Genomic DNA, 24,855 nt, shown 5'->3' with positions numbered 1-24,855 from the left:
AATTTGGTCTATTTAAAATAAATTTATATAATAATGAATAGCTTATAAAATAATTAAAATATTATGTTTAATATGTGTTGCATATTAATAGTGGTCGTGTTTAATATTAATTAAGCGTTAAGATTTTTATTCTAAAGGTGGTTTTGAAATGTTAAAGCAAGTTGCTCTAATTGCATTAATGGGAATGTCTGCTTCTGCTATGGCAGGTCAATGGCAAGTTAAAGTTGGTGGCTCGGTTATTTCTCCAACTCAAGATAGTACAACATTAGGTCTTAATGTTGAGGCTGATCATGAATATGCATTTACACCATCTGTAGAATATTTCTTTAATGACAATATTTCTGCAGAATTATTGTTGGCTACGCCAATTAGCCACGATGTGTTAGTGAATGGTGATTCTGCTGTTAAGATTAAGCATTTACCGCCAACGTTAACTGCTAAATATCACTTTAAAAATTCAACTGGTTTTACGCCATATATCGGTGTGGGTGGTACAGCATTTGTTGCATGGGATGAAAAATCAGATGCATTAGGTAAAGTTAAAGTTAAAGAAGATTTTGGTTTTGCAGGTCAAATCGGTTTTAACTTTCAGCCAGCCGATGCGAAAAACTGGGGCGTATTCGTTGATGCACGTTATGCACAATTGAGTCCTGAAGTAACTTTAGTTGATGTAGGTAACCATAAATTCGATTTAGACATCGACCCAATGGTATACACCATCGGTTATAGCTACAAATTCTAATTATAAAATGTAGCTCTTTATAATAATAAAAATCAGCGCAACCCCATCTTTAGGGTGGGGTTTTTTTTATTGCAAAAAAATAACAAATGTAGCGAATGAAAAAATTGAGAGCATATGCCATGTTCATTTACAGTCTGAAAGATAAAGTAAAGAACAATAAAGAAGGAATTCGTTCATGTCGATCAAATATGGTTGGTTAGTGTGTCTTGGTTTAATGCTAAGTGTTGCGGGGCATGCGGCAAGTTTTTCTTGTGAGAAAGCCAAAACACAAACGGAACATGCCATTTGTGAACATCGTGCGGTCAATGATGCCGATGTGAAAATGGCCACCACCTATCGTATCGTCAGCCGTTTGGTCGCTATGGGGACGCGCTCACAAATTCGTGATGAACAACTGCGTTGGTTAGAGTTGCGTGATCGTTGTGGCGCTTCCGTCGATTGTTTAACCCAAGTGTATAATTTGCGTCAGCAGAAATTAGAGTATCATTTAAATCAGGTCTATCAACGTGCGCCTTTTTAAATTTTTCTGGGTTTAGGCTTGAAAAATCTGGTAATCACTCCAATTCATTAACACATCCAACAATAACCATGTTTATGAATTTAAGGAGTGATGAATGAGCGAGCAAAGCCAAAAACACAGTTTCCAAGCCGAAGTGGCGCAGTTATTACATTTGGTGACCCATTCTCTTTATTCCAACCCTGAAATTTTCTTACGTGAACTGATTTCTAACGCATCAGATGCCTGCGACAAATTACGTTTTGAGGGTATCAATCATCCTGAATATTATGAAAATGATCCTGATTTACGTGTGCGTATTCGTTTAGATCAAGATCAGAAAACCATAACCATTTCAGATAACGGCATTGGTTTAAGCCAACAGGAAGCAATTGAGCATTTGGGTACCATTGCCAAATCCGGCACCAAAGACTTTATGTCTAAATTAACGGGCGATCAAAAAGCCGATGCGCAATTGATTGGTCAATTTGGTGTGGGTTTCTATTCGGGTTTTATCGTGGCGGATAAAATCACCGTTGAATCACGCCGTGCGGGATTGGCTGCAGATGAAGCCGTGCGTTGGAGCAGTGCGGGTACGGGCGAGTTTGATGTCGAGCAAATTCACAAAGCAGAACGGGGTACCGATATTATTTTGCATTTGCGTGAAGATGCACTGGATTATTTAGAAAGCTACAAAGTTAAGCAGATCATCAATAAATACTCTGATCACATCAGTTTGCCAATTCAAATGCAGAAAGAAGTGTGGCAGCAAGAAGAAGCAGCTGAAGGTGAAACGCCGAAAGCAGGTCAGTATGTGAAAACTGATGAATGGGAAGCAATTAACTCGGCCAGTGCGTTGTGGACGCGCAATAAAAACGAAATTAGTGAAGAACAGTACATCGAATTTTATAAAAACCTCAGTCATGATTTTGACGCACCATTGGCATGGGCGCATAACCGTGTTGAAGGCAGTACTGAATACACCCAGTTGTTGTATGTGCCAAGTAAAGCACCGCACAACATTTTTACTCGTGAAGCCAAAGCGGGGATTAAATTGTATGTGAAGCGCGTATTTATTATGGATGAGGCAGAGAACCTGATTCCAAATTATCTGCGCTTTGTGCAAGGTGTGGTGGATAGCGCCGATTTGCCATTGAACGTGAGCCGTGAGTTATTGCAAGAAAGCCGTGATGTTAAAACCATCCGCGAAGGCAATACCCGTCGTGTGTTGACCATGTTGGACAATTTAGCCAAGTCTGAAGATGAAAAAGACCAAGAAAAATTTAAGCAATTCTATCAAGAATTTGGTTCAGTTTTAAAAGAAGGCTTAGGCGAAGACTTTGGCAACCGTGAACGTATCCTGAAATTATTACGCTACGCTACTTCAAGTAATGATGACATCAGTACCTCATTGGCGGACTATAAAGCGCGAATGAAAGAAGGTCAGAAAGCCATTTACTACGTTACGGCAGACAACTTGAACGCAGCAAAGCATTCTCCACAGTTGGAGTTGTTTAAGAAAAAAGGCATTGAAGTGTTGTTGATGGCAGAACGCGTAGACGAGTGGGCGATGAACTTTGTGCAGGAGTTTGATGGCACGCCAATGCAAAACGTATCTAAAGGTGCGGTTGATTTAGGCGATCTACAAGATGCTGAAGAGAAGAAAGCTTTAGACGCGGCTGCAGAACAATTTAAACCTGTGGTTGAGCAATTGTCTGCATCTTTAAGCGGTAAAACCAAAGAAGTGCGTGTGACTACACGTTTGGTTGATTCCCCTGCTTGTTTGGTAACAGGTGAAGGTGAACTGTCACCACAATTGATTCGTATGTTGAAGGATGCAGGGCAAGCTGTACCTGATATGAAGCCAATTTTGGAAATCAACCCAGAGCATCCTTTGGTGAAAAAATTACAGGACTCCAATCAATTTGATGATTTGGCGCATGTGATTTTTGATCAAGCTGTGATTGCTGAAGGTGGCTTGCCTGAAGACCCAGCGGAATATGTGAAACGTATTAATAGCTTACTGTTAAAGTAAGTCTGCTTTCGCATGAACATGATCGATGATGCGTTGTACAAATAATGCATCGTCATCTTGCAAGATCATCTTGCAAAAAAACCAAGTCCTGTTCGCAAGACTTGGTTTTTTTAATTTGGCTTGATTGTAGATGTTACCTGTTTAGAAAATGGCTTCTAAACGCACTAAAGCACCGAGATAATGATTACGATCTGCGCGATCATCATTTAAATAATTGACATCGCCCTGAATAAAGAACCATTCACGTAAAAATGGTTGACGCCAAGAGACAAATGGCCCCCAACGATTTAAACGTAAGTCATCATCGTGATAATAACCGCCTGTATAAATGCCATAGTTAAAGCGGTTGCCTGCAAAGAATTGATGTTGTCTAAAGGTGTAGTTGTCCCAAACCAAATCATCATCTTGTTCATCGGCATAGGTCAGGCTAAATTGATTGGACAAGAAAGCCTGATTGGGGCGTGCGTGCGTGAGCTCCAAGTTGGTTCTGAGATAATTTTCACTGTCGATGCCATAACGATAAATTTGTTCGGCATGAAAAGAGAAATCATTTTCCAAAGTCCAGTCTTTAGAGGCTTTTAAACGCAGATAAATATCATCGCCAGAACGTACCCCTAAATCGGCATCAGTCTCGAAAGGCAGGCGTTCGGCAAAATTAGACCAACGCAGAGCTAAAGAGCTGTTGTCTTCACGGCTACGTTTGCTGTCTACAGTTTTGTCTGCATCATGCGCTGGGTTTTCGTTGGTAATGGCGACGTTATTTTGCAATTCGTTATCGAGCGAGTCATCACCAAAGACCACACTGAGTTTATTTTCAAGCGTAGGCAGTTTGATTTTCCCGCGAATACGAGGTTTGACTTCATATTCATTATGCTTATCCCAACTGCTATCGACCAAAACCCGCAAAGTGGCTGAGGCAGGCTGTTCAGGACTTGGTTCACCAAACCAGTTATCCAGTTTATGTGCTGTTTTATCTGCCCAGTTGCGAATATTTTTTTGACGTTGATCGAACCAAGTTAAATGTTCCGTTTCTGCGGTGGCAGGTACAATGGGTTCATTGGATTGTTCGGGTAACACCGTCGGTGTAGCATCAATCCAACGTGGAATCGTGTAATAAAAACTGCTTTTATCTACTGCACTTGGCGGAGCGACAGGCAATTCATAAGGTGGCAGTGACGTATGGGCTTGATCCACTGCTTGAGTTGATTCTTGTGCAAAAGTGATGCCTGCGACCCCACTTAAGAGACAGCTTAATATAAAAGGCGATGTGTGCTTTATTCTTGACATTATTTACTGATCTTTAAGCCATTTTTGTTAGTGTTGAAAATCTATGAGATAAAAGCAAGACTTGGCTACAAAATCATAATATAAACGGCAGTTTTTAGGCAGAAACCTCTTTTTCTTGATACATTTGAAGTGCTTGGCATAACTGCAAAGCATCAATCGGTTGCTGTAATTGGGAGATGACTTTTTGAATCATTTGCCAACTAATACCTTGTTGTCGATCTAATAAAATGTGCGGTATAGCTTGTTCAGTACGGGACAGTTGTAAGCGCTTTTGACCATGAATCACACGAATTTTTTGTCGTTCTTTCAGTAAAATCAAAGGGGTATGACTCTGTGCTTCACTTTCTTCAAACTGAATAAACTTAGTAGTTTGAATGTGCTGTATCGGAATGAAAGGAAAATAATGCTCTTGCTGCCACACGATTTGAGCATCATGACTATAGCATTGAAAAAGCTGATCGAAATCAAATAAATGTTCTTGTAATTTTTCCCAAGAAATTTCACGTATTGCTGCAATTTCATGTTCAAACTGTTGGCAAAAGTTTTGAGTCAAACGAATCGCTTGCATTTGATCTAATGCGCCAAGCAGTACCACATATTTAATAAAGCGTCCTTGCGTATTGGTTTGTTCTGCCAAATATACCGCACGCGCCAACACCTGTTGCTGATCTTCTTCGGGATCAGACAAATGCACTAACACATCGGCATATTGCGTGACTTCTGGCGCTTCAGGCAAAAAGACCCGATACAACTGTGCTGACTCATTTTGACTAAGATTGAGCGCAGAAATTGGGCAGCTATATTGGTTTAACAATAGGTTATAAGCTGAGTTGGCGTTTGGTTTTGGCGTGACAGCTGTTATTGGTGGGGCAGTATCTATTGTCGTTGTGTCAGGCTGAGTTGTATTCAGTATTGCGTTGGAAATGATCGTTTGGTCTGCTGTCGGTTCAATTGTAAGTTCATCTTTAGCCACGTCCACAACTTGAGTATCAGACGAGGCAACTTCTTCTGTAGCGATGTGGTCTGTAATGAATTCAAATTGAATTGGCGAATCTACAGCTTTATTTTCTTCCAAGTCTGCAGTGACAAAGACTGGCTGAGTTTGCGCAGCTTCTAGAACTGCAGCTTGTTTCAGTTCTGCATCGGTTTGAAGGCAGTGATACTGTTGCTGCTGTTCCAACATCCAGCGATAGACCTGCTCTAAATCTTGAAATTCGCTTAGCAGAGCAGTGCGGTCTGCAGCAGGAATTAACCAAATTTGCCAACCTGCTCTCGGTTGATACAAAATCGCCCAACCTGCTTCAGGCTGTTGATAAAGTACTGTTTCAAGTGCTTCAAGTTGTGTAAATACGCCACGAAAAGATTGTGCATATAAACTTTGTTCTGCAAAAGTTACCGCAGTTTGAATTGGATTTTGTGAGGCTTTAAATGTGAGCAACTGTTTTTGAAAAATCGGTTTATCGCACAGCATAAAAATTTCTTTAATGCGTGCTTTGGCTTTGGCTGTTTCATACAGACTGAGTCTTTTATGCGTTAAAGCATCAATTAAGTCGCGTAATTCTTTAATCAACAGTGATTTTTCTAGTGTATTCATTGATGCATACTTAAATATGTTGTTGTGCTTTTTCCAAATAATCTGCCAAGACAATATTCAGAGCCAATTCAATCAATTTATATTCTGCCGATTGTGGTTGAGGATAGTGTTTGGCTAATTCTATTAAATGGTTGACCTCAATCGCTTGAGGTGGAATTTTTCTTTGTATAAGTGCTTGAAGTTGTTGCATAGGCATCTGCTATAGCAATGAAAAAAAATCACTTTAATTATATGGATTTAATTAAAAAATACATGCTAAAAATTGTCAGCTTTTGTGCTTTTTTAGACATTATTGACAAAAAATGCGCTTTTTATATGAAAAATAATCAAAAAAATTTAAATCGCAGTGCCAAAAAAGTATTAGCAATTGGGTAGAACACAGTTTTTAGATGTTGCATGGACGATTTAAAGCAAATTTAGCATTAGAAAAACAAACAGCAGCCTGCTTTAGACTGCTGTTTGGGGAGAGAAATGGGAGAGATTAATACAGCTAAAATTAGTGGATAAAACGCGTAACTTAAGCTGCCTTTTGCGAAGTTGGTTCATTTACAACAGCTTCAGATGCAGCCGATTCTGTATTCACTTTTTGAGTTGGAAAATCAGGTACATGCACAATTTGAGCAGATACATTTGCAGCAATTGCTAAAAGTGAAACCATCAAAACAGATTTAAACATATTCATGGGAATATCCATCCAAAGTGTTAATGTCTAGGCAGAAGAATAGACATCGTAGGGAGATCAAACGAAATAAAAAATTCACATGAATCATAACAAAGTTTAAAATTTACAAAATGATCATTTCGGCAATTATTTTAAAAATAGCAATATAAAACAATATATTAGAGTTTTAGCTCTAGTTTTTTGTGTAGGCTTAAATGGTTGAGATGTCTGCAAAATTTGTATTTAGATAAGTCTGAAATGCGGGTGAATGGTGACAGTTTTTGACAGTGTGAAATCATGTAATGTTTTGGCTGTGATTGGTTAAACAGTCTAAAAATGCGGTTTTTTTAATCTATGATGGAATTCCAATAACGATAAAGGACAGTGAGAAAATCATGGCAATTGCAAAAGTAGTTGAAGTTAATTCAAGCAGTACAAAAAGTTTTGAAGACGCGATTCAGACTGGAATCGCTAAAGTGACAGAAACAATTAAAAATGTCCAAGGGGCGTGGATTAACGAACAAAAAGTGGTGGTTAAAGACAATCAAATCACGGAGTATCGGGTCAATTTAAAAATCAGCTTCTTGGTTGAATAACACCTCGCTTCATTAACGAAGCATAGTAAGATGACAACTAACCGAAGCATGGTTGCGGGGCAAAGCTGGAACTTTGACCCATTTTAAAAGCACAAAAAAATCCCGTAATGGGATTTTTTTGTGCGTCTAATCAGCCGGAAGAACACTATTCAGCCTTGTCTGTATTTCAATCTTAAGCTTTAGGTTCAGATACATCGCATTGTTCTGCATCGCAGCTTGCTGCATCTTCAAGCTCTAGCTCGCTTGCTGTTTCAAGGGCTTTTTGCAGAACTTGCACAAAAACTTCGCGTGGCTGCGCACCTGCTAAAGCAATACGCTGATCAAATACGAAGAACGGTACGCCAGTGACGTTTAATTGTTCACGTGCAACTTCTTGGTCAAATTTTACAAAGTCGGCATATTCGTCAGAATCCAAAACATCATCCACTTCTACAGGGTTCAGCCCAATACGTGATGCAACATCTTCTAGTGTTTCACGCTCGCCAATTGCCAAACCTTGAGTCATATAGCTATAGAAAAAAGCTTCTTTGGCTTCGCTGCCCAAGCCTTTACTTTGCGCCAAATGCACCAAACGATGGGCATTAAAGGTATTGCCTGAATTGGCATTTTCCCATTGAAAGTCAATGCCTTCAGCTTTTGCCATTTCGGCAATATTACGCTGCATGTCTTCTACTTCGGCAAGGCTGCGCCCATATTTTTGTGCCAAACGCTCTGAATTGGACACTTCCTGACGCGGTGGCGCATCTGGATCGAGTTCAAAACTGTGCCAATGCACTTCTAATTCTACACCTGCTTCTTCAGCAGCAGCCTCTAAACGTTTTTTGCCGATATAGCAAAACGGGCAAACAATATCTGACCAAATATCAACGCGCATGAACAATCTCAAATTCTGTTTTTTACTAAGATGGGGATGTTACATAAAATTTAAAGCATAAAGCGATGCTAAACTTATTTTTGAGCATCTGGTCAAATAGCGTCATGGATACAGAATCATATAAAGGTATAAATGAATTGATTTATTTCACTATATTCTAATGGCTGCATTAGAAAATAAGCATAAAATGCTATACAAATGTGACAGGCTTCACGCTAAGATATTGCAAATACTAAAAAATAAGAGGGCACGCATGCGACGTATAGTGCTAATTATAGGATGTGCAACGCTGCTGATTTTTGGCGGGATGTTTTATCAATATCAACAGCAGCAAAAACAAGTCACTCAATTGCATGCTTATCAAAATGTGATTTATGAAAAAGCCGAACAAATTTTTGTACAGGCACAGGATTGGTCTAAGCCGATTCAAATTGACTTAAAAGATAATCGTTTAGATGGCGACTATCAAATTATGGCGAGTTTTGTCTTGAGTCACATGGTGCAAAGTGCCGAAGCGCGCAATAGCTATTTACGTGAATTAAAAGCCTTGAATTGGGATCAGTTTTTAGATCCTCAACGACTTGCTGCAGATAAAAAACAAGACTATGCCGATACCGAAGCCATGTTGGTGCAAGTACGTGCCATGGTAGAGCTGTATCAGGAACATTTAGAACAGCATGAAGCGATGGCTTTGGAGCAGATTGAGAATCTTGAAATCAATCATAATTTGCGCCGTCATTTAGCAGAATCTTTGCTAGAAAGCCGCCATAATGACCAAGGACACGCATTATTTGAATTGGAAAAGAAAAATTTGGGTAAGGCGTATGTGTTGTTTGCAATTTTAAAAAACAATAAATGGGAGCTCAAAAACAATACCTTCATGTTCTATGAAGATGCAGCCTTGAAAGAATTTAATGCGGTATATCAAGAGATGGTGCAGCTCAATACGCAAATGCAAGAGATCACTCAGCAGCATCAGCGGGCACTGGAAAGCAAGTTGTAAGGTCTGGCAAATCCTTACATCAAATTGTCAAAAGAATGTCATCTGCCATTCAAATCTCTTGCCTAAACTGTGCCTGTTGATTTAATTGCTCAGCTAGGCAGGTCCAATATGAACAGCATTCAAGTCTTTGATGATATTCAACAACTGTATTTGCAATTCTTAGAAAATAAAAACTACCCGAAACTCGAAAATTTAAATAATTGGGGCAAGAACCGTTACTTCTTTAATCAGCACTTTCGTTTGGTTGAAGATTGGCATCAGACTGAACAAATTGTGATTGAATTTAATCAACAATATTATTGCTTGGATACAGGCAGCGCCCCAGACTTTATGGATAAAGAACGCTATATGACCTGGTTGATGGGGGAGTTGTTGGTTTAAGCCGTGCAGGTAAATCACAACTGATCAGCCATCTAGTCTTCAAGATAACAATGCAAAAGAATAAAATTTAAAAATTAGAACAGCTCAAAACAACAAAATAAAAAATCCCCGCATGATGCGAGGATTTTTTTATTACGAAGACTTTTTACACACGCTCAATAATTGTCGCGATACCTTGACCAAGACCGATACACATGGTCGCAAGACCAATTTGCGTGTCTTGTTGTTCCATCACGTTCAATAACGTGGTGGTGATACGCGCACCTGAACAACCCAATGGGTGACCGAGTGCAATTGCACCACCGTTCAAGTTCACACGATCTTGCTGATCATAAATGCCTAAGCCTTTTAGAACAGATAGACCTTGTGCAGCAAACGCTTCGTTTAATTCAAAGGTTTGAATGTCTGCAATTGACAAGCCCGCACGTTTAAGTGCTTTTTGCGTTGCAGGTACTGGGCCATAACCCATGATTGCTGCATCACAGCCTGCAACGGCCATAGAGCGAATCACCGCACGTGGTTTCAAACCTAATGCTTGTGCACGTTCAGCAGACATAAGCAACATCGCAGAAGCACCATCAGACAATGCTGAAGATGTCGCCGCAGTTACGGTACCGCCTTTCGGATCAAATACAGGACGTAAAGCTTGGAATGCTTCAAGGTTAGCATCTGGACGAATCACTTCGTCGATGTCGCATAGTTGTTTAAAGCCGTTTGCATCATGACCTTCAATGCCAATGATTTCGTTTTTAAAACGGCCTTCTTGCGTTGCAGCCCATGCACGACGGTGTGATTCCACACCAAAGGCATCTTGCTCTTCACGAGAAATACCGTTCATGCGACCCAACATTTCAGCAGTTAAGCCCATCATGTTTGAGGCTTTGGCATAGTGCTTCGATGCAGCAGGGTTGATGTCGATACCGTGCATCATGCCCACATGGCCCATGTGCTCTACACCACCAATGATGAAAATATCACCCTGATTGGTTGCAATTTGTGCCGCAGCGGTGTGGATCGCTTGCATTGAAGAACCACACAGACGGTTTACAGTTTGACCCGCTACTGTTTTTGGAAGATCAGCCAATAAAGCAATATTACGACCAATGTTCATACCTTGTTCTAGGGTTTGGTTAACACAGCCCCAGATCACATCTTCAACTTCGTTGACATCAAACTGGTTACGAGCAACTAAAGCACGAACCAATTCAGCCGATAGACTGTCAGCACGTACATTGCGGAACATACCGTTTTTGGTTTTACCCATTGCAGAACGTACGCCATCAACGATGACAACGTCACGTGGATTTAAAGTAGCCATTCACGTTGCTCCTTAACCGTAGAATTTTTTGTTGTTAGCAGCCATGTCACGCAACATTTGTGGCGCTTCATAAGCTTTTCCTAAGTGTGCATACTTGTCGCAAAGCGCAACATATTCAGCAACACCTGTTTGGTCGATGTAACGGCATGGACCACCACGGAATGGAGGGAAACCTACGCCCATAATCATCGCCATATCTGCTTCAGATGGTGTCGCCACGATGTTGTCTTCTAAGCAACGTACAGTTTCGTTACAGAACGCAAGCATCATACGGTCAATGATTTCTTGTGCATCAAATTCGCGTTTTTCAGATGTTGCTACAGATGCTACAAGCTCATACGCAGTTGGGTCGACCACTTTGGCTTTTTTGCCTTTACGATCCAATTCATATTTGTAGAAACCTACGTCATTCTTTTGACCAAGACGTTTGTTTTCGTACATGACTTGGATTGAGCCTTTATAGTCTGGCTTCATGCGGTCTGGGAAACCTTCTGCCATGACTTCTGCACCGTGAACGCCCGTGTCGATACCAACAACATCCATCAGGTAAGCAGGACCCATTGGCCAGCCGAATTTTTCCATGACTTTGTCAACTTGCTGGAAGTCTGCGCCATCTTTAAGTAACAAGTCGAATGCACCAAAGTAAGGGAACAATACGCGGTTCACCAAGAAGCCTGGGCAGTCATTCACTACGATTGGTGTTTTACCCATTTTCTGAGCAAGCACCACAGTAGTCGCAATCGCTTCAGGTGAAGTTTTTTCACCACGAATCACTTCTACCAATGGCATCATGTGCACTGGGTTAAAGAAGTGCATGCCGACAAAGTTTTCTGGACGTTGTAGGTTTTCTGCCAAACGTGTAATCGAAATGGTTGATGTGTTTGACGCGATAATGGTGTTTTCACGTACTGATTTTTCAGTTTCAGCCAACACAATGCCTTTGACTTTCGGATTTTCAGTCACGGCTTCAATCACGATATCTACTTCTTTAAACTCGTCATAGCTTAAAGTTGGGCGGATACGTGCCAAAGTTTCACCCATTTTGGCAGGTGTCATTTTTTTACGTTCAACTTGCTTGGTCAGCAATTTGTTTGCTTCAGACATCCCCAATGCCAATTGTGGATTGCCAATGTCTTTCATGATAATTGGTGTGCCTTTGCTTGCCGCTTGGTAAGCAATACCACCACCCATGATACCCGCGCCGAGTACAGCCGCTTGGTTAACAGGATGCGCACCTTTTTCATATTTTTTCGAGGTCTTCTTCACCACTTGGTCGTTGATGAACAAGCCAATCAACGCGCCTGCTTGTGGCGTTACCGCAGCTTTAGCAAAGCCTTCCGCTTCCGCTTTGAGTGCGTCATTACGTGGCAAGCTTGCACCTGCTTGTAAAGAATCAAGCATGAGTTTTGGTGCAGGGTATTGTGCAGGATTCGCTTTGGCTAATACCGCACCTTTTGCAGTGTTGAACGCCATCATTTGTTCAAGTGGGTTCAATTTCACTGGGTCTAATTTTTCTTGGCGTTTTGCTTTCCAGTCCAAACGACCTGCAATGGCTTGTTTAACCAAATCAAGCGCAGCCGCTTGTAATTGATCTGCAGCAACTACAGCATCTACAGCACCGTCTTTAAGTGCAGCATCAGGACGTTTAGGGTTGGCCATTGCCATCCATTCAACCGCATTGTCGATACCAATAACGCGGCTTAAACGAACCGTACCACCAAAGCCTGGGAAAATACCGAGTTTGATTTCTGGTAAGCCCACTTGTGCTTGGTCTGACATGACACGGTAGTCACATACCAAACACATTTCAAAGCCACCGCCCAATGCCATACCATTGATTGCAGCAACTTTAGGAATTTCTAAATCTTCAAAAGCATTGAAGATGTCGTGAACAGGCAATGCCCAATCCACAATGGCTTGTTCGCCTTGAGCGAAGTTTGCGCCAAATTCGGTGATGTCTGCACCCACGATAAAGGTTGATTTCGCAGAAGTGACGATTAAACCTTTCACTTCATTGTTTGCTTTAACAGCCTCAATCGCAGCTTTAAAGTCTTCAATCGTTGCACGGTTAAATTTGTTGACCGACTCACCTTGTAAGTCAAAGCGGAATTCTGCAATTCCGTCCGAAAGCATTTGGACGGTAATGGCATTGCCAGCGTGGATCATGCCTGATCTCCTTTATTTTGGAGGACTTCTAAGTTGATGTTATGAAGCGTGTGCGATAGTCCTGCACACATATATGCCTCGCTAATCTTACGATAACTATATCGAAAAAAAATATAGCAAGTTGTATCAAGCCGTGACGCAAGGGTCATGATTTTTCTCATAGCGCGGAATTGCTTTTTGACCCGATTTTAAAATCCTATGTTTAAAGCAAGATGAAAGTGATTGTTTTCTCTTTTATTTTTAATCAGGTTGTATTGCATTTTCGATTTAGAAAAGCTTGATAAATAGATGTTATCAGTGGGTTGTTTTGGACAGAAAAGTAAATCCATCGTTTGGATGGTGATGTTTTAAAGCGTGAAGCTGGATAGGGGGGATAGCGATTTGCAATGCTGTGTTCTATTTTCTGCTATGACCTCATGCGCTGAAATTGAGTAGAATATGCGACATTTTGAATTTTAGCTGTTTTCAGCAATTTAGGTTGTTCTATGTTGAAGTGGATTATTTTGGCGATTTTTATCGCTTCAGCGCTGTATATTCAACAGCGCGGCAAGGTGCGTCATAGTTTTTATCGTCAGTTTTTTGACCATTCTACCATCCTCGCACCGATCAACTATTTAATGTATTTGTTCTCTAAAGTACCAAATCAACCGTATATCGACACCCAGCACTTTCAAGATTTAAAGGTTTTGGATGACAATTGGGAAATGATTCGTGATGAAGCCAAAGCTTTATATGAACAGGGTGGTATTAAAGCTTCAAGTACTTACGATGATTTGGGTTTTAACTCATTCTTTAAAACAGGCTGGAAGCGCTTTTACTTAAAATGGTATGACTCCGCGCATCCATCAGCAGCAGAATTATGTCCAAAAACCACAGCATTATTAAAAACTTTGCCTAGCATTAAGGCGGCGATGTTTACTGAACTAGCGCCCGACAGTCGTTTAGTGCGTCATCGCGACCCGTACGCAGGTTCATTGCGTTACCACTTGGGATTGATGACACCAAATGATGACCGTTGTTTTATTGATGTCGATGGTGAGCGGTATTCATGGCGTGATGGTGAAAGTGTGGTGTTTGATGAAACCTATATTCACTATGCTGAAAATGGCACTTCTCAAAACCGTATTATTTTCTTTGCCGATGTCGAGCGTCCGTTAAAATCTCGCTGGATGCAAAAGTTTAATCACTGGTTTGGCAAAAATGTGATGACCGCAGCAAGCTCTCCGAATGAAGCAGGCGATCAGACGGGTGGCTTAAATAAAGTCTTTGGCTATGTCTATCAAGTGCGTTTAAAAGCCAAGGCTTTAAAAGCTAAAAATAGTCGTGTGTACTATTTCTTAAAATGGTTTTTAATGCTCGGGATTTTCTTCTTAATTTTTATTCGCCCTTATGTGTTTTAGAGTATTACAACGCCTTTCGGGGCGTTTTTTTATGACATTTTTGAGCAATTTCAGCAACGAGCTTTAATCCAGACCTACTTTTATGTATAGAATGAAGTAAATAGGGGAATTTTTATGCAAACGTTTCGTTCTAAAAAAGATTGGTGGGTTTTGGCTTTTGTGATTTGTATGTCTGGTCTATTGATTCAGTTATTGCTGACCATGTACGCCAAAGGCACGATGCCAGCATTTCCTGTGCACACAGGGGTGTATTTCATTACCATTTTTGTGTTGTGGTGGCCTGTGTTCAATACGCGCTATCAGGTCGATGCAGAACGCTTGCAGATCCGTTGCATGTTTTTAAAATGGGACATTCCACGCGACAGTATTCAAAAAATATCTAAAACCAATAATTCGGTAGCGTCACCTGCTTTGTCGCTGAAGCGTTTAAAAATTGATTATCTTCTAGCGGGGCAGCCAAAATTTGTATTGGTTTCACCTAAAGATCAGACCAAATTTAGTCAAGCCTTGGGAATGGAAATTACCGACTAATCCCTAGGGTCTGTTGACATTTCATAAATGGCTTGCGCTGTAGGCTAAAACTGAGCAGATCAGGCATGAAACGCAGGGAATAGCGAGACTATTGCCAAGTTTCATAACGCAATCTGAGAAAGTTTTAGCCACAGCCTTTCAGGACGAGCATATTTTTTGCTGCTATTGCGTTATGAGTCAGTCATTTAGAATGACTAAATTTCCTGCCTCATGCCTTATATCAGCTAAAAAATATGCATCGTCGCAAACATAGACGAATTGTCAACAGACCCTAGGCTTTTTAAGCAAAAATAAGCATCAAAACTTTGAGGATGAGCAGAGCGGCATTCTCAAGATTCACGCAGCATAAGTCGCGGGCTTATTCTATTTTGAGGTGCAATTGATTTGCACTGCAATCTACACATATTTCCGATTTTTCAGGATACTTTAAAAAATATAAAGCTGAAATGGGTTCAAGTTCAGTACGAATTTTACGCCCCAAATGCCGCGCGCCGTAACGAATATCATGCCCCTGATAAAAATAGGCTTTAGCTGCTGCAGTGAGTTCGACTTGGCGCTGTTGATGCTGCAGGCGATGGTTTAACTTTTCCAATTCAATTTCAACCAATTGCGGCAGGGCATCAGCAGATACCGCTTGATAATGCAAACTACGGTCAATCCGATTTAAAAATTCAGGGTCAAATTTACGCTGCATGACTTTTTCAATGATCCGTTGTGTGGGCATGCGTTTTAAGCACAGTTGTTGTACTTTTTGCGGCAACAGATTCAATTTATCTAAGTATTGTTGTGCGGCTTGAGTACCCACATTGCTGGTCATAAAAATCATGCAATTGCGAAAGTCGATGGTTTTGGTGCCTGCAGTCAGGGTCAGTTTGCCTGTATCTAGCACATTCATTAAGCCACGTATCACTTCGCTTGAGGCTTTTTCCAGTTCATCAAATAACATAATGCCTGGGCGGGTGTGCGAACCTGCAATCGTAGTTTCATCAAATAAACTATGGCCTTCTTTAGAGCCGACATAGCCAGGAGGCGCGCCTGTGAGTGCAGCCGCATAGTGTTCCTGCGCCAAGGTATTCATATCAATGCGGCAGAAGGCATCGGGGCGACCATAAATGGCTTCGGCAATCAGGCGCACCGTTTCGGTCTTGCCAACACCTGTCGGGCCAAGCATTAAAGTCACTGAAAGTGGTCGCTCTGTGCTGGAGAAATCGGCCTTGACCACATACAGCATTTTTTCGATTTCATTCAGCGCTGCATCTTGTCCAATAATCCGTTGACGTAACAATTGCATGACTTGTGTAGGTTCAAAATGAAAGCGCGGCTTGCCAATCAAACGGTCTTTGGCGGATACATACTGATGTGTACTGATCGGCTGGGACGTTGCGGATTGAATGGTCGGTATGCCGTGTGGTGCGGTCGTCATCCTGCACTTTCCTTCTGCTGACAAGATGCCTGAGCATAGCAAATCTTGTGTTGCCGACTGATCGTTTTTAGCACTGAGCTGATCGTTTTAGTGGATAGATCATGCGCTATGCCACAGGATAAAGCTTGAAAAAATCAGATAAAGCAGCACATCATGTAAAGAATGTAGCAAGAATAGGATGACTCGTGAACCCAAACGCAGGTGAGCATATCGAGAAAATTTTGGCAAATATGACCCAATTGCCAGGGGTTTACCGTATGTTGGGTAAAGACGGGGAGTTGTTATATGTCGGCAAAGCCAAAAATTTAAAAAACCGAGTGTCGAGTTATTTTGTCAAAACCATCGAGCATCCTAAAACGCAGGCTTTAGTGGCGCGTATTTATGATATTGAAACTTTGGTGGTGCGTTCCGAAACTGAAGCGTTATTGCTTGAACAAAATCTGATTAAGCTGCATCGTCCACCGTACAATATTATGCTGCGCGATGATAAGTCCTATGTTTATATTTTTGTGTCGGCAGATCAGCCTTATCCGCGTATTGCCAGTGGACGCGGCAAAGGCAAGCATCAGATAGGCAAGTTTTTTGGGCCTTATCCGAGTGCGTACAATGCCCGCGATACTTTGGTGGTGTTACAAAAACTGTTTAATGTGCGGCAGTGTGAAAACAGTTATTTTGCTCAACGGCAGCGTCCGTGTTTGCAATATCAGATCAAACGCTGTTCGGCACCGTGTGTAGGATTGATTTCGCCCGAAGAATATAAAGAAGATGTTAATAATTCGATTCGATTTTTACAGGGCGATAGTAAAGAACTGAATCAGCAATTGATTGCTAAAATGGAAGCTGCAGCCGAAGCGTTGGAATTTGAAAAAGCAGTCTTTTACCGTGACCGTATGGCTTTGTTGCGTGATGTGCAGGCACAGCAAGCCATTTATAAACTCAAAGGCGAAGCCGATATTATCGCAATTGCTTATCAGGCAGGTGTGACCTGTGTGCAAATTATGCATGTGCGCAATGGCAAAATGCTGGGTGGTAAAAGCTATTTTCCTGATATGTTGGGCGATGATTTGGGGCAAATGTTGGCCGATTTTATTGCCAACTTTTACTTTCAGGTGGCCGATGAAATTCCAGCGGAATTGATTGTTAATGTGGAAGTGGCAGATTGCAAAGAGTTGGAACAAGCCTTACAGCAACACTTCGATAAAAAAATTCAAATTAAACATAAAGTGCGTGAAACCCGTGCCGAGTGGCAAGAATTGGCACAAATGAATGTGCAGCATGCCATTAAAGGTAAACTCGCCAATCACTTTGAATTAAATGAGCGTTTTCATCAGTTAGAGCAAGTGGTTGGACGCCCGATTGATCGGATTGAATGTTTTGATATTTCGCACACTATGGGCGAAGACACTGTGGCATCTTGCGTGGTATTTGACAGTGGTGGTATTCGCAAACGTGATTATCGACAATTTTCAATTCAGGATATTCAGGCTGGAGATGACTATGCTGCCATGCGCCAAGCTTTAACGCGCCGTTATAAAAAAGCCATGCTGCCCGATTTATTGCTGATTGATGGCGGTAAAGGGCAGTTGAATATGGCGATGGAGGTCATGCAGGAGTTAGGATTGGATGCCTTTATGATTGGGGTGTCCAAAGGCGAAGGACGCAAACCTGGTCTAGAAACGCTACATTTTACCGATGGCAGCAAAATTCAGCTGCCTGAAGATCATAAGGCGCTACATCTGATTCAGCAGGTACGTGATGAAGCACACCGTTTTGCAATTACCAAGCACCGTGCCAAACGTGATAAAAAACGTGGTTCATCGATACTTGAGGTGATTCCAGGCTTGGGGCCAAAACGGCGTCGTGATTTACTCACTCATTTTGGTGGTATACAAGGCGTACTCAAAGCTTCAGAAAAAGAGCTGACTTTGGTGCCTGGACTGGGTGAAGTAATGGCGCGTACGATTTATAAAGTGCTGCATGAATGACTAAATTTCCTGCCTCATGCCTTATATTAGCTAAAAATCTTGCGAGATATATCTCTCACGTCGCAAACATAGACGAATTGTCAACAGACCCTATTTACTGCATAAAAAGCAGTATTTTCTACAAAGGTAAATAGCAAAAAAGTGCATTGACTCTGTCGTCATTGAACATTCACATCAGATCGAAACCCTGTAATATCAACCACAACATTGTTTAAGGAAAAGCTATGTCGTTGCTACAGACCTATCAAGCCATTGCCGAGCAAGAATGGATAGACATCCCGCTTGGGTGGTTACAGGGGCGCACTATTTATGGTGGATTGGTGGCAGGTTTGATGATGCAAAAAGCCCAGCTTTGTATTGCCGATCCGAAAAAGCGCTTGCTAAGCAGCAGTGTCACGTTTGTCGGACCTGTGCAACAAGGTCGGGCACGGCTCACGGCGGAAATTCTGCGTGAAGGCAAATCTGTGACCAGTGTCGAAGTTCGTTTATGGCAGGATGATGCAGTACAAAGCATTTTAATTGCCAGTTTTGGTGCGGCACGTGAATCCAGCATTGTGGTGCAACAAGAACGTACTGCGCCCAATTTTCCACCTGCAACGGAATTGCCTGTTACACAGCATCATCCTTTAGCACCTGAATGTTTTCAGCAGATGGATTTGGTTTGGTCTGAAGGACAATATCCGTTTACTGCTAGTCATAAACCTGATTTTGCAGGCTGGATGCGTTTTAACCCAAAACAGCATACGAATCGTGCCATGACCATTGCCGATTTGATGGTGGCTTTTGATATGTGGCCGCCTGGAGTACTGCCGATGTTTGAGCAGCTCGCTCCTGCCAGTTCACTGACTTGGCATGTGACCTATGTCAATCCTTTGCAAAATCAGCTGCAAGATTGGATGAAATATAAAGTTTTTACCGATCATGCTAGCGGTGGTTATGCCACAGAATATGCGCACTTATGGGATGATCAGGATCGGCTAATAGCGATTGCCCGACAGACCATCACCGTGTTTGCCTAGTGACACCTACTAGCATTTCGTATAAAGTGAAGCCTATTCACGATGACAAATCCTCAAAAAACTTGTGAATATGCAGCGTAAAGAGGGGAAACATTGGCGGTGTCTATGACAACAGGTCGTATCCTGAACATTCCAAATATATTAACTTTGGCTCGAATCGCCTTGATTCCTGTTTTTTTGTTGGTGGCGTATTGGCCGCCTGCAATGGGCGTAAATGGTTATGATGGTGGCATGACGCGTCATATTATTTTGACGTCTATTTTTGTGATTGCTGCTGTGACCGACTGGTTTGATGGCTATTTGGCACGTACTTTGAATCAGACCTCTGCATTTGGGCGCTTTTTAGACCCTGTGGCCGATAAACTTATGGTCGCTGCGGCATTGATTGTTTTAGTGCAATGGCAACCGACTATTTCTATGGCTTTTGCCGCGATTGTAATTATTTCCCGTGAAATTACCGTATCTGCCTTACGAGAGTGGATGGCTGAACTCGGCGCACGTACCAGTGTGGCGGTGTCTACAGTGGGGAAATATAAAACAGCATTCCAAATGATTGCGATTTCAGTGTTCTTATTGAACTGGCAACCATTGGAAATGGTGGCTTATTTGTTGCTCTATACTGCTGTAATTCTAACGCTTTGGTCGATGTTTATTTATTTAAAAGCGGCATGGCCATATTTGAAACAACCTTAAATATCGTGATTCTTCATTAAAAAGTGCTTCTGATTGAAGCACTTTTTGATTAACTATGGGTTTCTTCCTCGGCATCATCCTCATAAGTTTTGGCAATTTTTTCAATATTTAAACTTTTTGCCATCGCATCAAAAATTTCTTTATAAACCCCATTTTGATGATAAAGCGCATCATGTTCGCCGTGTTCTGCAATCCTGCCATCTTTCATGACATAGGTGTAATCGGCATCAATAATTTGCGATAAGCTATGTGAAATGATGATGACCGTACGCCCTTGTTTAATTTCATCGAGGCTTTGTTTGATTTGTTCGGTTGCAATGGCATCCAGACTAGCAGTCGGTTCATCTAAAAAAATAATAGGTGGATTTTTCAGGAACATACGTGCAAGGGCAATCCGTTGTTGTTGACCGCCTGAAAGCATGAGGGCATCTGCGTCATAAGCCTGAGGCAATTGCAAAATTTGTTCGTGAATAGAGGCTTTTTGGGCTGCCAGAATCACATCTTCCAAGCTTGCATCAGTTTTGCCATAACGAATATTTTCAAAAATAGAGCCTTGGAAAATATGATTTTTTTGCAAAACCAAGCCGATATGGTCACGCAAATATTGAGTGTCGATGTGGTTAATATCAATCCCATCGAGCTGAATTGTTCCCTGTTGTGGTTCATAGAATTTATCTAATAAACTGATCAGGGTAGATTTTCCTGCTCCCGACAATCCCACCAATGCGGTAATTTTATTGGGCTGAATCTGCATTTGAATGTCTTTGAGTGCATGATGTCCATTCGGATAAAAAAAGTTTACCTGTTGCAGATCAAACTGCCCTCGAATAACTGGTTTAAGCGTACCACTTGGCTCAATTTCATGCTCGGCTTCCAAAATTTGAAAGAAGCTTTCTGAATAGATCATTGCATCATTGACTTCATCATAAATACGATGCAATGAGCGAATTGGGGCAGAAACATTGCCAAACAGCAACACGTGATACATGATCATGCCGATGCTCATTTGTCTATCTAACACAAAATAAGCAGTTAAAATAATAATCAGCACCACGCCAATTTGTTCAATAAAGCTTTTTAAACCATCAAATAAAAAACTGGTTTGGCGGGTCTGCATTTGATTGTGGGTCAGTTTTTTCTGCAGGGTGAGTTGTTTTTCTGCTTCGATGCTTTCTCTGTTAAATGATTTAATCACGGTAATTGAGTTGATGATGCTGAGAATCCCTTGGCTTTTTTTCTCACGTCCATCACGTAAATTACGTCGCCAGCTTCCTAGTTTTTGTGCCTGCTGATAGGTCAGCCAAAAATAAATAGGCACAATGAGTGTCGCGACCAAGCCCACATAAAAATTGGCATAATACATTAAGCCCAAAGCCACAATTGCACTGGTAAAGAGTGGCAAAATATCAATAAAGAAAATTTGCACTAAGCGGGTGAGCGAACCAATGCCACGATCTATACGTGTTTGTAATTTACCTGCTTGGTTGTTGTCCTGATTAAAAAAGGCCAGTCGATAACGCAAAAATTTCTCAATAATGCCCTGTGCCAAATCTTGTGACACAAAAATGCGTAGTTTTTCACCATAAAACTTCTGTCCAAACTGCACAAAGGCATTGATGATTTCTTTACCCAGCAAAATGGCTGAAATGGTGATTAAAATGTGCCAGCCTGCAGACAGACCTTGTCCTGCCTCAATTAAGGCGTTAATACGGTCAACAGCGTATTGTAAAGTTAGTGCATTGACTTGAGCTGTTAATGAGCCGATGAGCGTTAAAACTAAGGTAGCAATCACCAAGAGCTGATAAGGTCGAACGAAGGGACGCAATTTTTGAAATAAATGCCATAAATTCATAAGCTATTATTGTTATAAGAACGATGATTTTAAGTCTAAGGATGAACTTCACGACTCACAAGCCAAAAAGCTGTGTCATTTTGTGAGCAGTCCTGATCCTTGTTTTAGATTAAACAATAAGCTATTCAGCATAGGAATGACCATGAATCTAGAATTGTTTGCACCTGAGCGTTGTGACAACGTACTGCCTTATGACGGCATTGTGCAGGACTATGGTTTGGTGCTGAGTGCGGAGCATAGTGAGCGTTATTTGCAGTATTTTCTGCAACATTTGGCATGGCAGCCTGATGAAGGTCTGCTCTTTGGTCAGTATTATCGGACACAGCGCCAAGTGGCATGGTATGGCGATGAGCAGTATCAATATCGTTATTCGGGAGCAGTTAAGCAGGCACTGCTATGGCAGCCTGCTTTGTGGCGATTGAAACAGCAAATTGAACAATGGGTCGGGCATCCCTTTAATTCATGTTTGGCCAATTTATATCAAGATGGTACGCAGGGCTTGGGTTGGCACAGTGATGATGAGCCGAATTTAGGCAGACACGCTGTCATTGCATCTTTGAGTTTGGGGGCAACCCGTAAATTTTGTTTTCAGCATAAACACCGCGCCAACAAGGTTGAGCTACTGTTGCACAGCGGTCAGTTGTTGGTCATGCGTGGCACGACACAACACCATTGGAAACATGCCTTAATGAAGTCCAATAAAATTATACAACCCAGAATTAATCTGACCTTTCGCTATTTTCACGCGGCTACTGAATAAGACTTGATTTAGCACTCTAAATCCTTATTCAGAAATAAATTTTAATTGTATTTAAATTCAGTGCTTTAATGTGTCGATAACCTAAAAATTTAAGAGAGCTCTATATTAAAACTGGTATTCAGTACTTCCACCTGTTTTTCAATTTGCTCTGCATTGTCCTGCAAAATTTCAATCAGCTTTTGCAAATTGACAAATTCAAAACGGTTTTTAGATGCCAACAGCGTCAAGGCATAAGGCGCATCTTTCGATGAAAAACGAATCGGTACAGATAAACCTGCAATTTCTGCATCGAGTTCGCCGTTAGAAAAATAATAGCCTTGTTTTTTGATTTTGCGCATTTGCTGCAAAAAGTCATCTTCATCTTGTGCAAAATTGACTTGTGCCAATTCGTTAGAAAAACGTTGGTAATAGTCTAAAATTTTAGCTTTAGGCAGATGTGCCATAATAATTTTTGGCGATGAGCCGACATAAACAGGACGTGGGCAGCCGCGACCATAAGACAGCAAAGGCGTATCTTTAAAGATTTCGTGATGCACATCAATGCAGGAATCTTGATTGAGTTGGGTCAGCAAACAGCAAAATTCAGTACGTTCCGCAATTTTTTTCATAAACGGAATACTGATGGTGACCAATGGATCGGTCGTGCGAGAGATAAAATCCAATACCGCAATTTTTGGCCCAAGGGTGTAATCTCCCGATGTGCCACTCATGCGCTGCAACAACTCTGCTGAAACCAACTCTTTTAAATAGCGGTAACTGGTAGGCTTAGATAAACCAAGTTCCTCACTAATGGTATCTACATTAATGACAGGACGTGCGGTTGAAAATAAGTCTAAGACTGTGAGAATCTTGCCAAAGCTAGACAGTGCCATGCGGATTTACCCATTCACACCAAAAGGATGGTGTCACTTTATATCAAAAAATCGCCAGACCAATAGACTTTTTAAAGATGATCTTAGGCATTCTAACGATCAATCTCCCAATTCTTTCGTTTGTCGTTGTTATCTATTCAGAAACAGGATTTAAGGCTGAATGCCGTGAGGCTCACGATACCAGCTTTCAATCAATAGTGCTGCGGCAAGACTATCGGCAGCGAGTTTTTTACCACGCCCTTGGGCTTGATAATGATCAAGCTCATCACGTGCTTCACGTGTGGTTAGGCGTTCATCGACCATTAGGGTGTTGATATTGCTTTGATGGCGTAAGCGTCTAGCAAACTTACGCGCACGGGTAGACAGTTCTGACTCGCTATCATCCATATTTAAAGGTAAGCCCACTAGAAATAATTGTGGCTGATGTTGCTTGATAATTTTTAGCAAGTTTTCCCATTGCGGAATGCCATCTTTCATGGGAAAGAGGGCGAGAGGGGTCGCACTTTCAATCAGTGCCTGCCCCACAGCCATGCCCATTTTTTGCGTACCGAAGTCAAATGCCATAATGGTTTGGGCTTGTGTTGTTTCAGGCATGACCAATCTCGGAAGATAACCATGTTGGATCTACGCCCATTTTACGATAAGCGGCATCCCAACGGTCGTCATAAGGTAAATTGAAAATCAAGTCCATGTCCGATTCACAAATGAGCCAATCGCCACGGGCAATTTCTTGTTCCAGTTGCTGTTTGCCCCAACTGGCATAGCCCAAGGCAATTTGGTAACGTCCAACGCCTTCGTTGTGGGCAATCGCATCTAAAATATCTTTAGAGGTGGTGATACAGACATTTTCACCAACAGCGATAGATGAATGCCAAGTTGGCTGCCCTGTGTGTAAAACAAAACCTGCCTCAGGTCGTAATGGACCACCTTGTAGAACTTCGTGAGGATGCACATTATCTGCGTCTATATCTAAATCATTGAGTAATTCTTTGATTTGGATACCCGATGGACGGTTGATAATAATGCCTTGCGCACCGTCTTCATCATGACGTGCCAAATAGATGACGGTGTTTGCAAAAAACTCATCATTCATATCGGGCGGGGCTATGAGACAGCGATGCGTCAGATATTGTTTAGTCACCTAAGCAATTCTCCTTAAAAACAGTT

At 41.5% G+C, this 24,855-nt stretch carries 24 protein-coding genes; 12 read left to right on the top strand and 12 right to left on the bottom strand.

What is annotated here, in order from left to right:
- The first annotated feature begins 148 nt into the window (after positions 1-148).
- From FTU09_RS07030 to htpG, 3 genes are all read left to right on the top strand, one after another.
- Positions 149-742, top strand: a complete 594-nt coding sequence (locus tag FTU09_RS07030) for an OmpW family protein (RefSeq protein WP_180079889.1) — start codon at positions 149-151, stop codon at positions 740-742.
- Positions 743-917: 175 nt separating this feature from the next.
- Positions 918-1,262: a lysozyme inhibitor LprI family protein gene (locus tag FTU09_RS07025; RefSeq protein ID WP_180060566.1), complete on the top strand. Its 345-nt coding sequence runs from the start codon at positions 918-920 to the stop codon at positions 1,260-1,262.
- A gap of 94 nt (positions 1,263-1,356) precedes the next feature.
- The gene (htpG, locus tag FTU09_RS07020; protein ID WP_180050049.1) at positions 1,357-3,273 is read left to right on the top strand and encodes a molecular chaperone HtpG; all 1,917 of its coding nucleotides are present in this window, start codon (positions 1,357-1,359) and stop codon (positions 3,271-3,273) included.
- 141 nt (positions 3,274-3,414) lie between these two features.
- On the opposite strand, the gene FTU09_RS07015 is transcribed toward htpG, so the two are convergent.
- From FTU09_RS07015 to FTU09_RS07000, 4 genes are all read right to left on the bottom strand, one after another.
- A complete protein-coding gene (locus FTU09_RS07015; RefSeq protein ID WP_180079886.1) occupies positions 3,415-4,560 on the bottom strand; it encodes a hypothetical protein in 1,146 nt (381 codons plus the stop codon).
- Between the two features lie 94 nt (positions 4,561-4,654).
- A complete protein-coding gene (locus FTU09_RS07010) occupies positions 4,655-6,154 on the bottom strand; it encodes a hypothetical protein (protein ID WP_180079884.1) in 1,500 nt (499 codons plus the stop codon).
- A 10-nt stretch (positions 6,155-6,164) separates the two neighbouring features.
- Entirely contained in the window at positions 6,165-6,344 is a 180-nt protein-coding gene (locus FTU09_RS07005) for a hypothetical protein (RefSeq protein ID WP_104852940.1), read from the bottom strand.
- 327 nt (positions 6,345-6,671) lie between these two features.
- A complete protein-coding gene (locus FTU09_RS07000; protein WP_019836107.1) occupies positions 6,672-6,836 on the bottom strand; it encodes a hypothetical protein in 165 nt (54 codons plus the stop codon).
- 374 nt (positions 6,837-7,210) lie between these two features.
- Here FTU09_RS07000 and FTU09_RS06995 point away from each other — a divergent pair, with 374 nt between their 5' ends.
- Positions 7,211-7,411 (top strand): dodecin family protein, encoded by a 201-nt coding sequence (locus FTU09_RS06995; protein ID WP_004975809.1) that lies wholly within the window; start codon positions 7,211-7,213, stop codon positions 7,409-7,411.
- Between the two features lie 172 nt (positions 7,412-7,583).
- Here the strand turns inward: FTU09_RS06995 and FTU09_RS06990 are convergent, their stop codons facing one another.
- Entirely contained in the window at positions 7,584-8,285 is a 702-nt protein-coding gene (locus FTU09_RS06990) for a DsbA family protein (RefSeq protein ID WP_004975810.1), read from the bottom strand.
- A 253-nt stretch (positions 8,286-8,538) separates the two neighbouring features.
- On the opposite strand from FTU09_RS06990, the gene FTU09_RS06985 reads away from it, so the two are divergent.
- Entirely contained in the window at positions 8,539-9,288 is a 750-nt protein-coding gene (locus tag FTU09_RS06985) for a hypothetical protein (protein WP_104852942.1), read from the top strand.
- 108 nt (positions 9,289-9,396) lie between these two features.
- Positions 9,397-9,669: a hypothetical protein gene (locus FTU09_RS06980; protein WP_004975814.1), complete on the top strand. Its 273-nt coding sequence runs from the start codon at positions 9,397-9,399 to the stop codon at positions 9,667-9,669.
- A gap of 145 nt (positions 9,670-9,814) precedes the next feature.
- On the opposite strand, the gene fadA is transcribed toward FTU09_RS06980, so the two are convergent.
- On the bottom strand, positions 9,815-10,987 hold the full coding sequence (gene fadA / locus FTU09_RS06975) for an acetyl-CoA C-acyltransferase FadA (protein ID WP_004975824.1): 1,173 nt from the start codon (positions 10,985-10,987) through the stop codon (positions 9,815-9,817).
- Positions 10,988-10,999: 12 nt separating this feature from the next.
- Positions 11,000-13,153 carry a fatty acid oxidation complex subunit alpha FadB gene (gene fadB, locus FTU09_RS06970; protein ID WP_179993495.1) on the bottom strand — a complete coding sequence of 718 codons (2,154 nt, stop codon included), beginning with the start codon at positions 13,151-13,153 and terminating at the stop codon, positions 11,000-11,002.
- A gap of 485 nt (positions 13,154-13,638) precedes the next feature.
- Here fadB and lpxO point away from each other — a divergent pair, with 485 nt between their 5' ends.
- On the top strand, positions 13,639-14,553 hold the full coding sequence (gene lpxO, locus FTU09_RS06965; protein ID WP_178318334.1) for a lipid A hydroxylase LpxO: 915 nt from the start codon (positions 13,639-13,641) through the stop codon (positions 14,551-14,553).
- A 114-nt stretch (positions 14,554-14,667) separates the two neighbouring features.
- Complete coding sequence (locus tag FTU09_RS06960) at positions 14,668-15,084, top strand: PH domain-containing protein (protein WP_131260939.1); 417 nt, start codon at positions 14,668-14,670, stop codon at positions 15,082-15,084.
- A 358-nt stretch (positions 15,085-15,442) separates the two neighbouring features.
- On the opposite strand, the gene FTU09_RS06955 is transcribed toward FTU09_RS06960, so the two are convergent.
- Positions 15,443-16,507 carry an AAA family ATPase gene (locus tag FTU09_RS06955; RefSeq protein WP_180079882.1) on the bottom strand — a complete coding sequence of 355 codons (1,065 nt, stop codon included), beginning with the start codon at positions 16,505-16,507 and terminating at the stop codon, positions 15,443-15,445.
- Between the two features lie 185 nt (positions 16,508-16,692).
- Between FTU09_RS06955 and uvrC the strand changes: the two genes are divergently transcribed.
- The 3 genes from uvrC (at position 16,693) to pgsA (ending at position 20,204) form a co-directional block, all read left to right on the top strand.
- Positions 16,693-18,492, top strand: a complete 1,800-nt coding sequence (gene uvrC / locus FTU09_RS06950; RefSeq protein ID WP_004975832.1) for an excinuclease ABC subunit UvrC — start codon at positions 16,693-16,695, stop codon at positions 18,490-18,492.
- Between the two features lie 224 nt (positions 18,493-18,716).
- Positions 18,717-19,511, top strand: coding sequence for a thioesterase family protein (locus FTU09_RS06945; protein ID WP_096901351.1), 795 nt, complete (start codon positions 18,717-18,719; stop codon positions 19,509-19,511).
- A gap of 105 nt (positions 19,512-19,616) precedes the next feature.
- Entirely contained in the window at positions 19,617-20,204 is a 588-nt protein-coding gene (pgsA, locus tag FTU09_RS06940; RefSeq protein ID WP_004975835.1) for a CDP-diacylglycerol--glycerol-3-phosphate 3-phosphatidyltransferase, read from the top strand.
- Positions 20,205-20,253: 49 nt separating this feature from the next.
- On the opposite strand, the gene FTU09_RS06935 is transcribed toward pgsA, so the two are convergent.
- The gene (locus FTU09_RS06935) at positions 20,254-22,056 is read right to left on the bottom strand and encodes an ABC transporter ATP-binding protein (RefSeq protein ID WP_154321120.1); all 1,803 of its coding nucleotides are present in this window, start codon (positions 22,054-22,056) and stop codon (positions 20,254-20,256) included.
- A gap of 142 nt (positions 22,057-22,198) precedes the next feature.
- Here FTU09_RS06935 and FTU09_RS06930 point away from each other — a divergent pair, with 142 nt between their 5' ends.
- Entirely contained in the window at positions 22,199-22,816 is a 618-nt protein-coding gene (locus FTU09_RS06930) for an alpha-ketoglutarate-dependent dioxygenase AlkB (protein ID WP_180079880.1), read from the top strand.
- Positions 22,817-22,905: 89 nt separating this feature from the next.
- Here the strand turns inward: FTU09_RS06930 and FTU09_RS06925 are convergent, their stop codons facing one another.
- The 3 genes from FTU09_RS06925 to FTU09_RS06915 form a co-directional block, all read right to left on the bottom strand.
- Complete coding sequence (locus FTU09_RS06925; RefSeq protein WP_180060574.1) at positions 22,906-23,688, bottom strand: IclR family transcriptional regulator; 783 nt, start codon at positions 23,686-23,688, stop codon at positions 22,906-22,908.
- A gap of 150 nt (positions 23,689-23,838) precedes the next feature.
- Positions 23,839-24,282 carry a Holliday junction resolvase RuvX gene (ruvX, locus tag FTU09_RS06920; protein WP_104852952.1) on the bottom strand — a complete coding sequence of 148 codons (444 nt, stop codon included), beginning with the start codon at positions 24,280-24,282 and terminating at the stop codon, positions 23,839-23,841.
- Positions 24,275-24,829 carry a YqgE/AlgH family protein gene (locus tag FTU09_RS06915; protein WP_004975844.1) on the bottom strand — a complete coding sequence of 185 codons (555 nt, stop codon included), beginning with the start codon at positions 24,827-24,829 and terminating at the stop codon, positions 24,275-24,277. Before FTU09_RS06915 ends, ruvX begins: the two co-directional genes overlap by 8 nt.
- Positions 24,830-24,855: the final 26 nt, after the last annotated feature.

Source organism: Acinetobacter sp. YH12058, assembly GCF_013419805.1.
GTDB classification, from domain to species: Bacteria; Pseudomonadota; Gammaproteobacteria; order Pseudomonadales; family Moraxellaceae; genus Acinetobacter; species Acinetobacter towneri.
This window is presented reverse-complemented; position numbering and strand designations above follow the sequence as displayed.

Coding starts and splice junctions, on each gene's coding strand:
- FTU09_RS07030 (WP_180079889.1), top strand. CDS start 149: ATGTTAAAGCAAGTTGCTCTAATTGCATTAATGGGAATGTCTGCTTCT.
- FTU09_RS07025 (WP_180060566.1), top strand. CDS start 918: ATGTCGATCAAATATGGTTGGTTAGTGTGTCTTGGTTTAATGCTAAGT.
- htpG (WP_180050049.1), top strand. CDS start 1,357: ATGAGCGAGCAAAGCCAAAAACACAGTTTCCAAGCCGAAGTGGCGCAG.
- FTU09_RS07015 (WP_180079886.1), bottom strand. CDS start 4,560: ATGTCAAGAATAAAGCACACATCGCCTTTTATATTAAGCTGTCTCTTA.
- FTU09_RS07010 (WP_180079884.1), bottom strand. CDS start 6,154: ATGAATACACTAGAAAAATCACTGTTGATTAAAGAATTACGCGACTTA.
- FTU09_RS07005 (WP_104852940.1), bottom strand. CDS start 6,344: ATGCAACAACTTCAAGCACTTATACAAAGAAAAATTCCACCTCAAGCG.
- FTU09_RS07000 (WP_019836107.1), bottom strand. CDS start 6,836: ATGAATATGTTTAAATCTGTTTTGATGGTTTCACTTTTAGCAATTGCT.
- FTU09_RS06995 (WP_004975809.1), top strand. CDS start 7,211: ATGGCAATTGCAAAAGTAGTTGAAGTTAATTCAAGCAGTACAAAAAGT.
- FTU09_RS06990 (WP_004975810.1), bottom strand. CDS start 8,285: ATGCGCGTTGATATTTGGTCAGATATTGTTTGCCCGTTTTGCTATATC.
- FTU09_RS06985 (WP_104852942.1), top strand. CDS start 8,539: ATGCGACGTATAGTGCTAATTATAGGATGTGCAACGCTGCTGATTTTT.
- FTU09_RS06980 (WP_004975814.1), top strand. CDS start 9,397: ATGAACAGCATTCAAGTCTTTGATGATATTCAACAACTGTATTTGCAA.
- fadA (WP_004975824.1), bottom strand. CDS start 10,987: ATGGCTACTTTAAATCCACGTGACGTTGTCATCGTTGATGGCGTACGT.
- fadB (WP_179993495.1), bottom strand. CDS start 13,153: ATGATCCACGCTGGCAATGCCATTACCGTCCAAATGCTTTCGGACGGA.
- lpxO (WP_178318334.1), top strand. CDS start 13,639: ATGTTGAAGTGGATTATTTTGGCGATTTTTATCGCTTCAGCGCTGTAT.
- FTU09_RS06960 (WP_131260939.1), top strand. CDS start 14,668: ATGCAAACGTTTCGTTCTAAAAAAGATTGGTGGGTTTTGGCTTTTGTG.
- FTU09_RS06955 (WP_180079882.1), bottom strand. CDS start 16,507: ATGACGACCGCACCACACGGCATACCGACCATTCAATCCGCAACGTCC.
- FTU09_RS06945 (WP_096901351.1), top strand. CDS start 18,717: ATGTCGTTGCTACAGACCTATCAAGCCATTGCCGAGCAAGAATGGATA.
- pgsA (WP_004975835.1), top strand. CDS start 19,617: ATGACAACAGGTCGTATCCTGAACATTCCAAATATATTAACTTTGGCT.
- FTU09_RS06935 (WP_154321120.1), bottom strand. CDS start 22,056: ATGAATTTATGGCATTTATTTCAAAAATTGCGTCCCTTCGTTCGACCT.
- FTU09_RS06930 (WP_180079880.1), top strand. CDS start 22,199: ATGAATCTAGAATTGTTTGCACCTGAGCGTTGTGACAACGTACTGCCT.
- FTU09_RS06925 (WP_180060574.1), bottom strand. CDS start 23,688: ATGGCACTGTCTAGCTTTGGCAAGATTCTCACAGTCTTAGACTTATTT.
- ruvX (WP_104852952.1), bottom strand. CDS start 24,282: ATGCCTGAAACAACACAAGCCCAAACCATTATGGCATTTGACTTCGGT.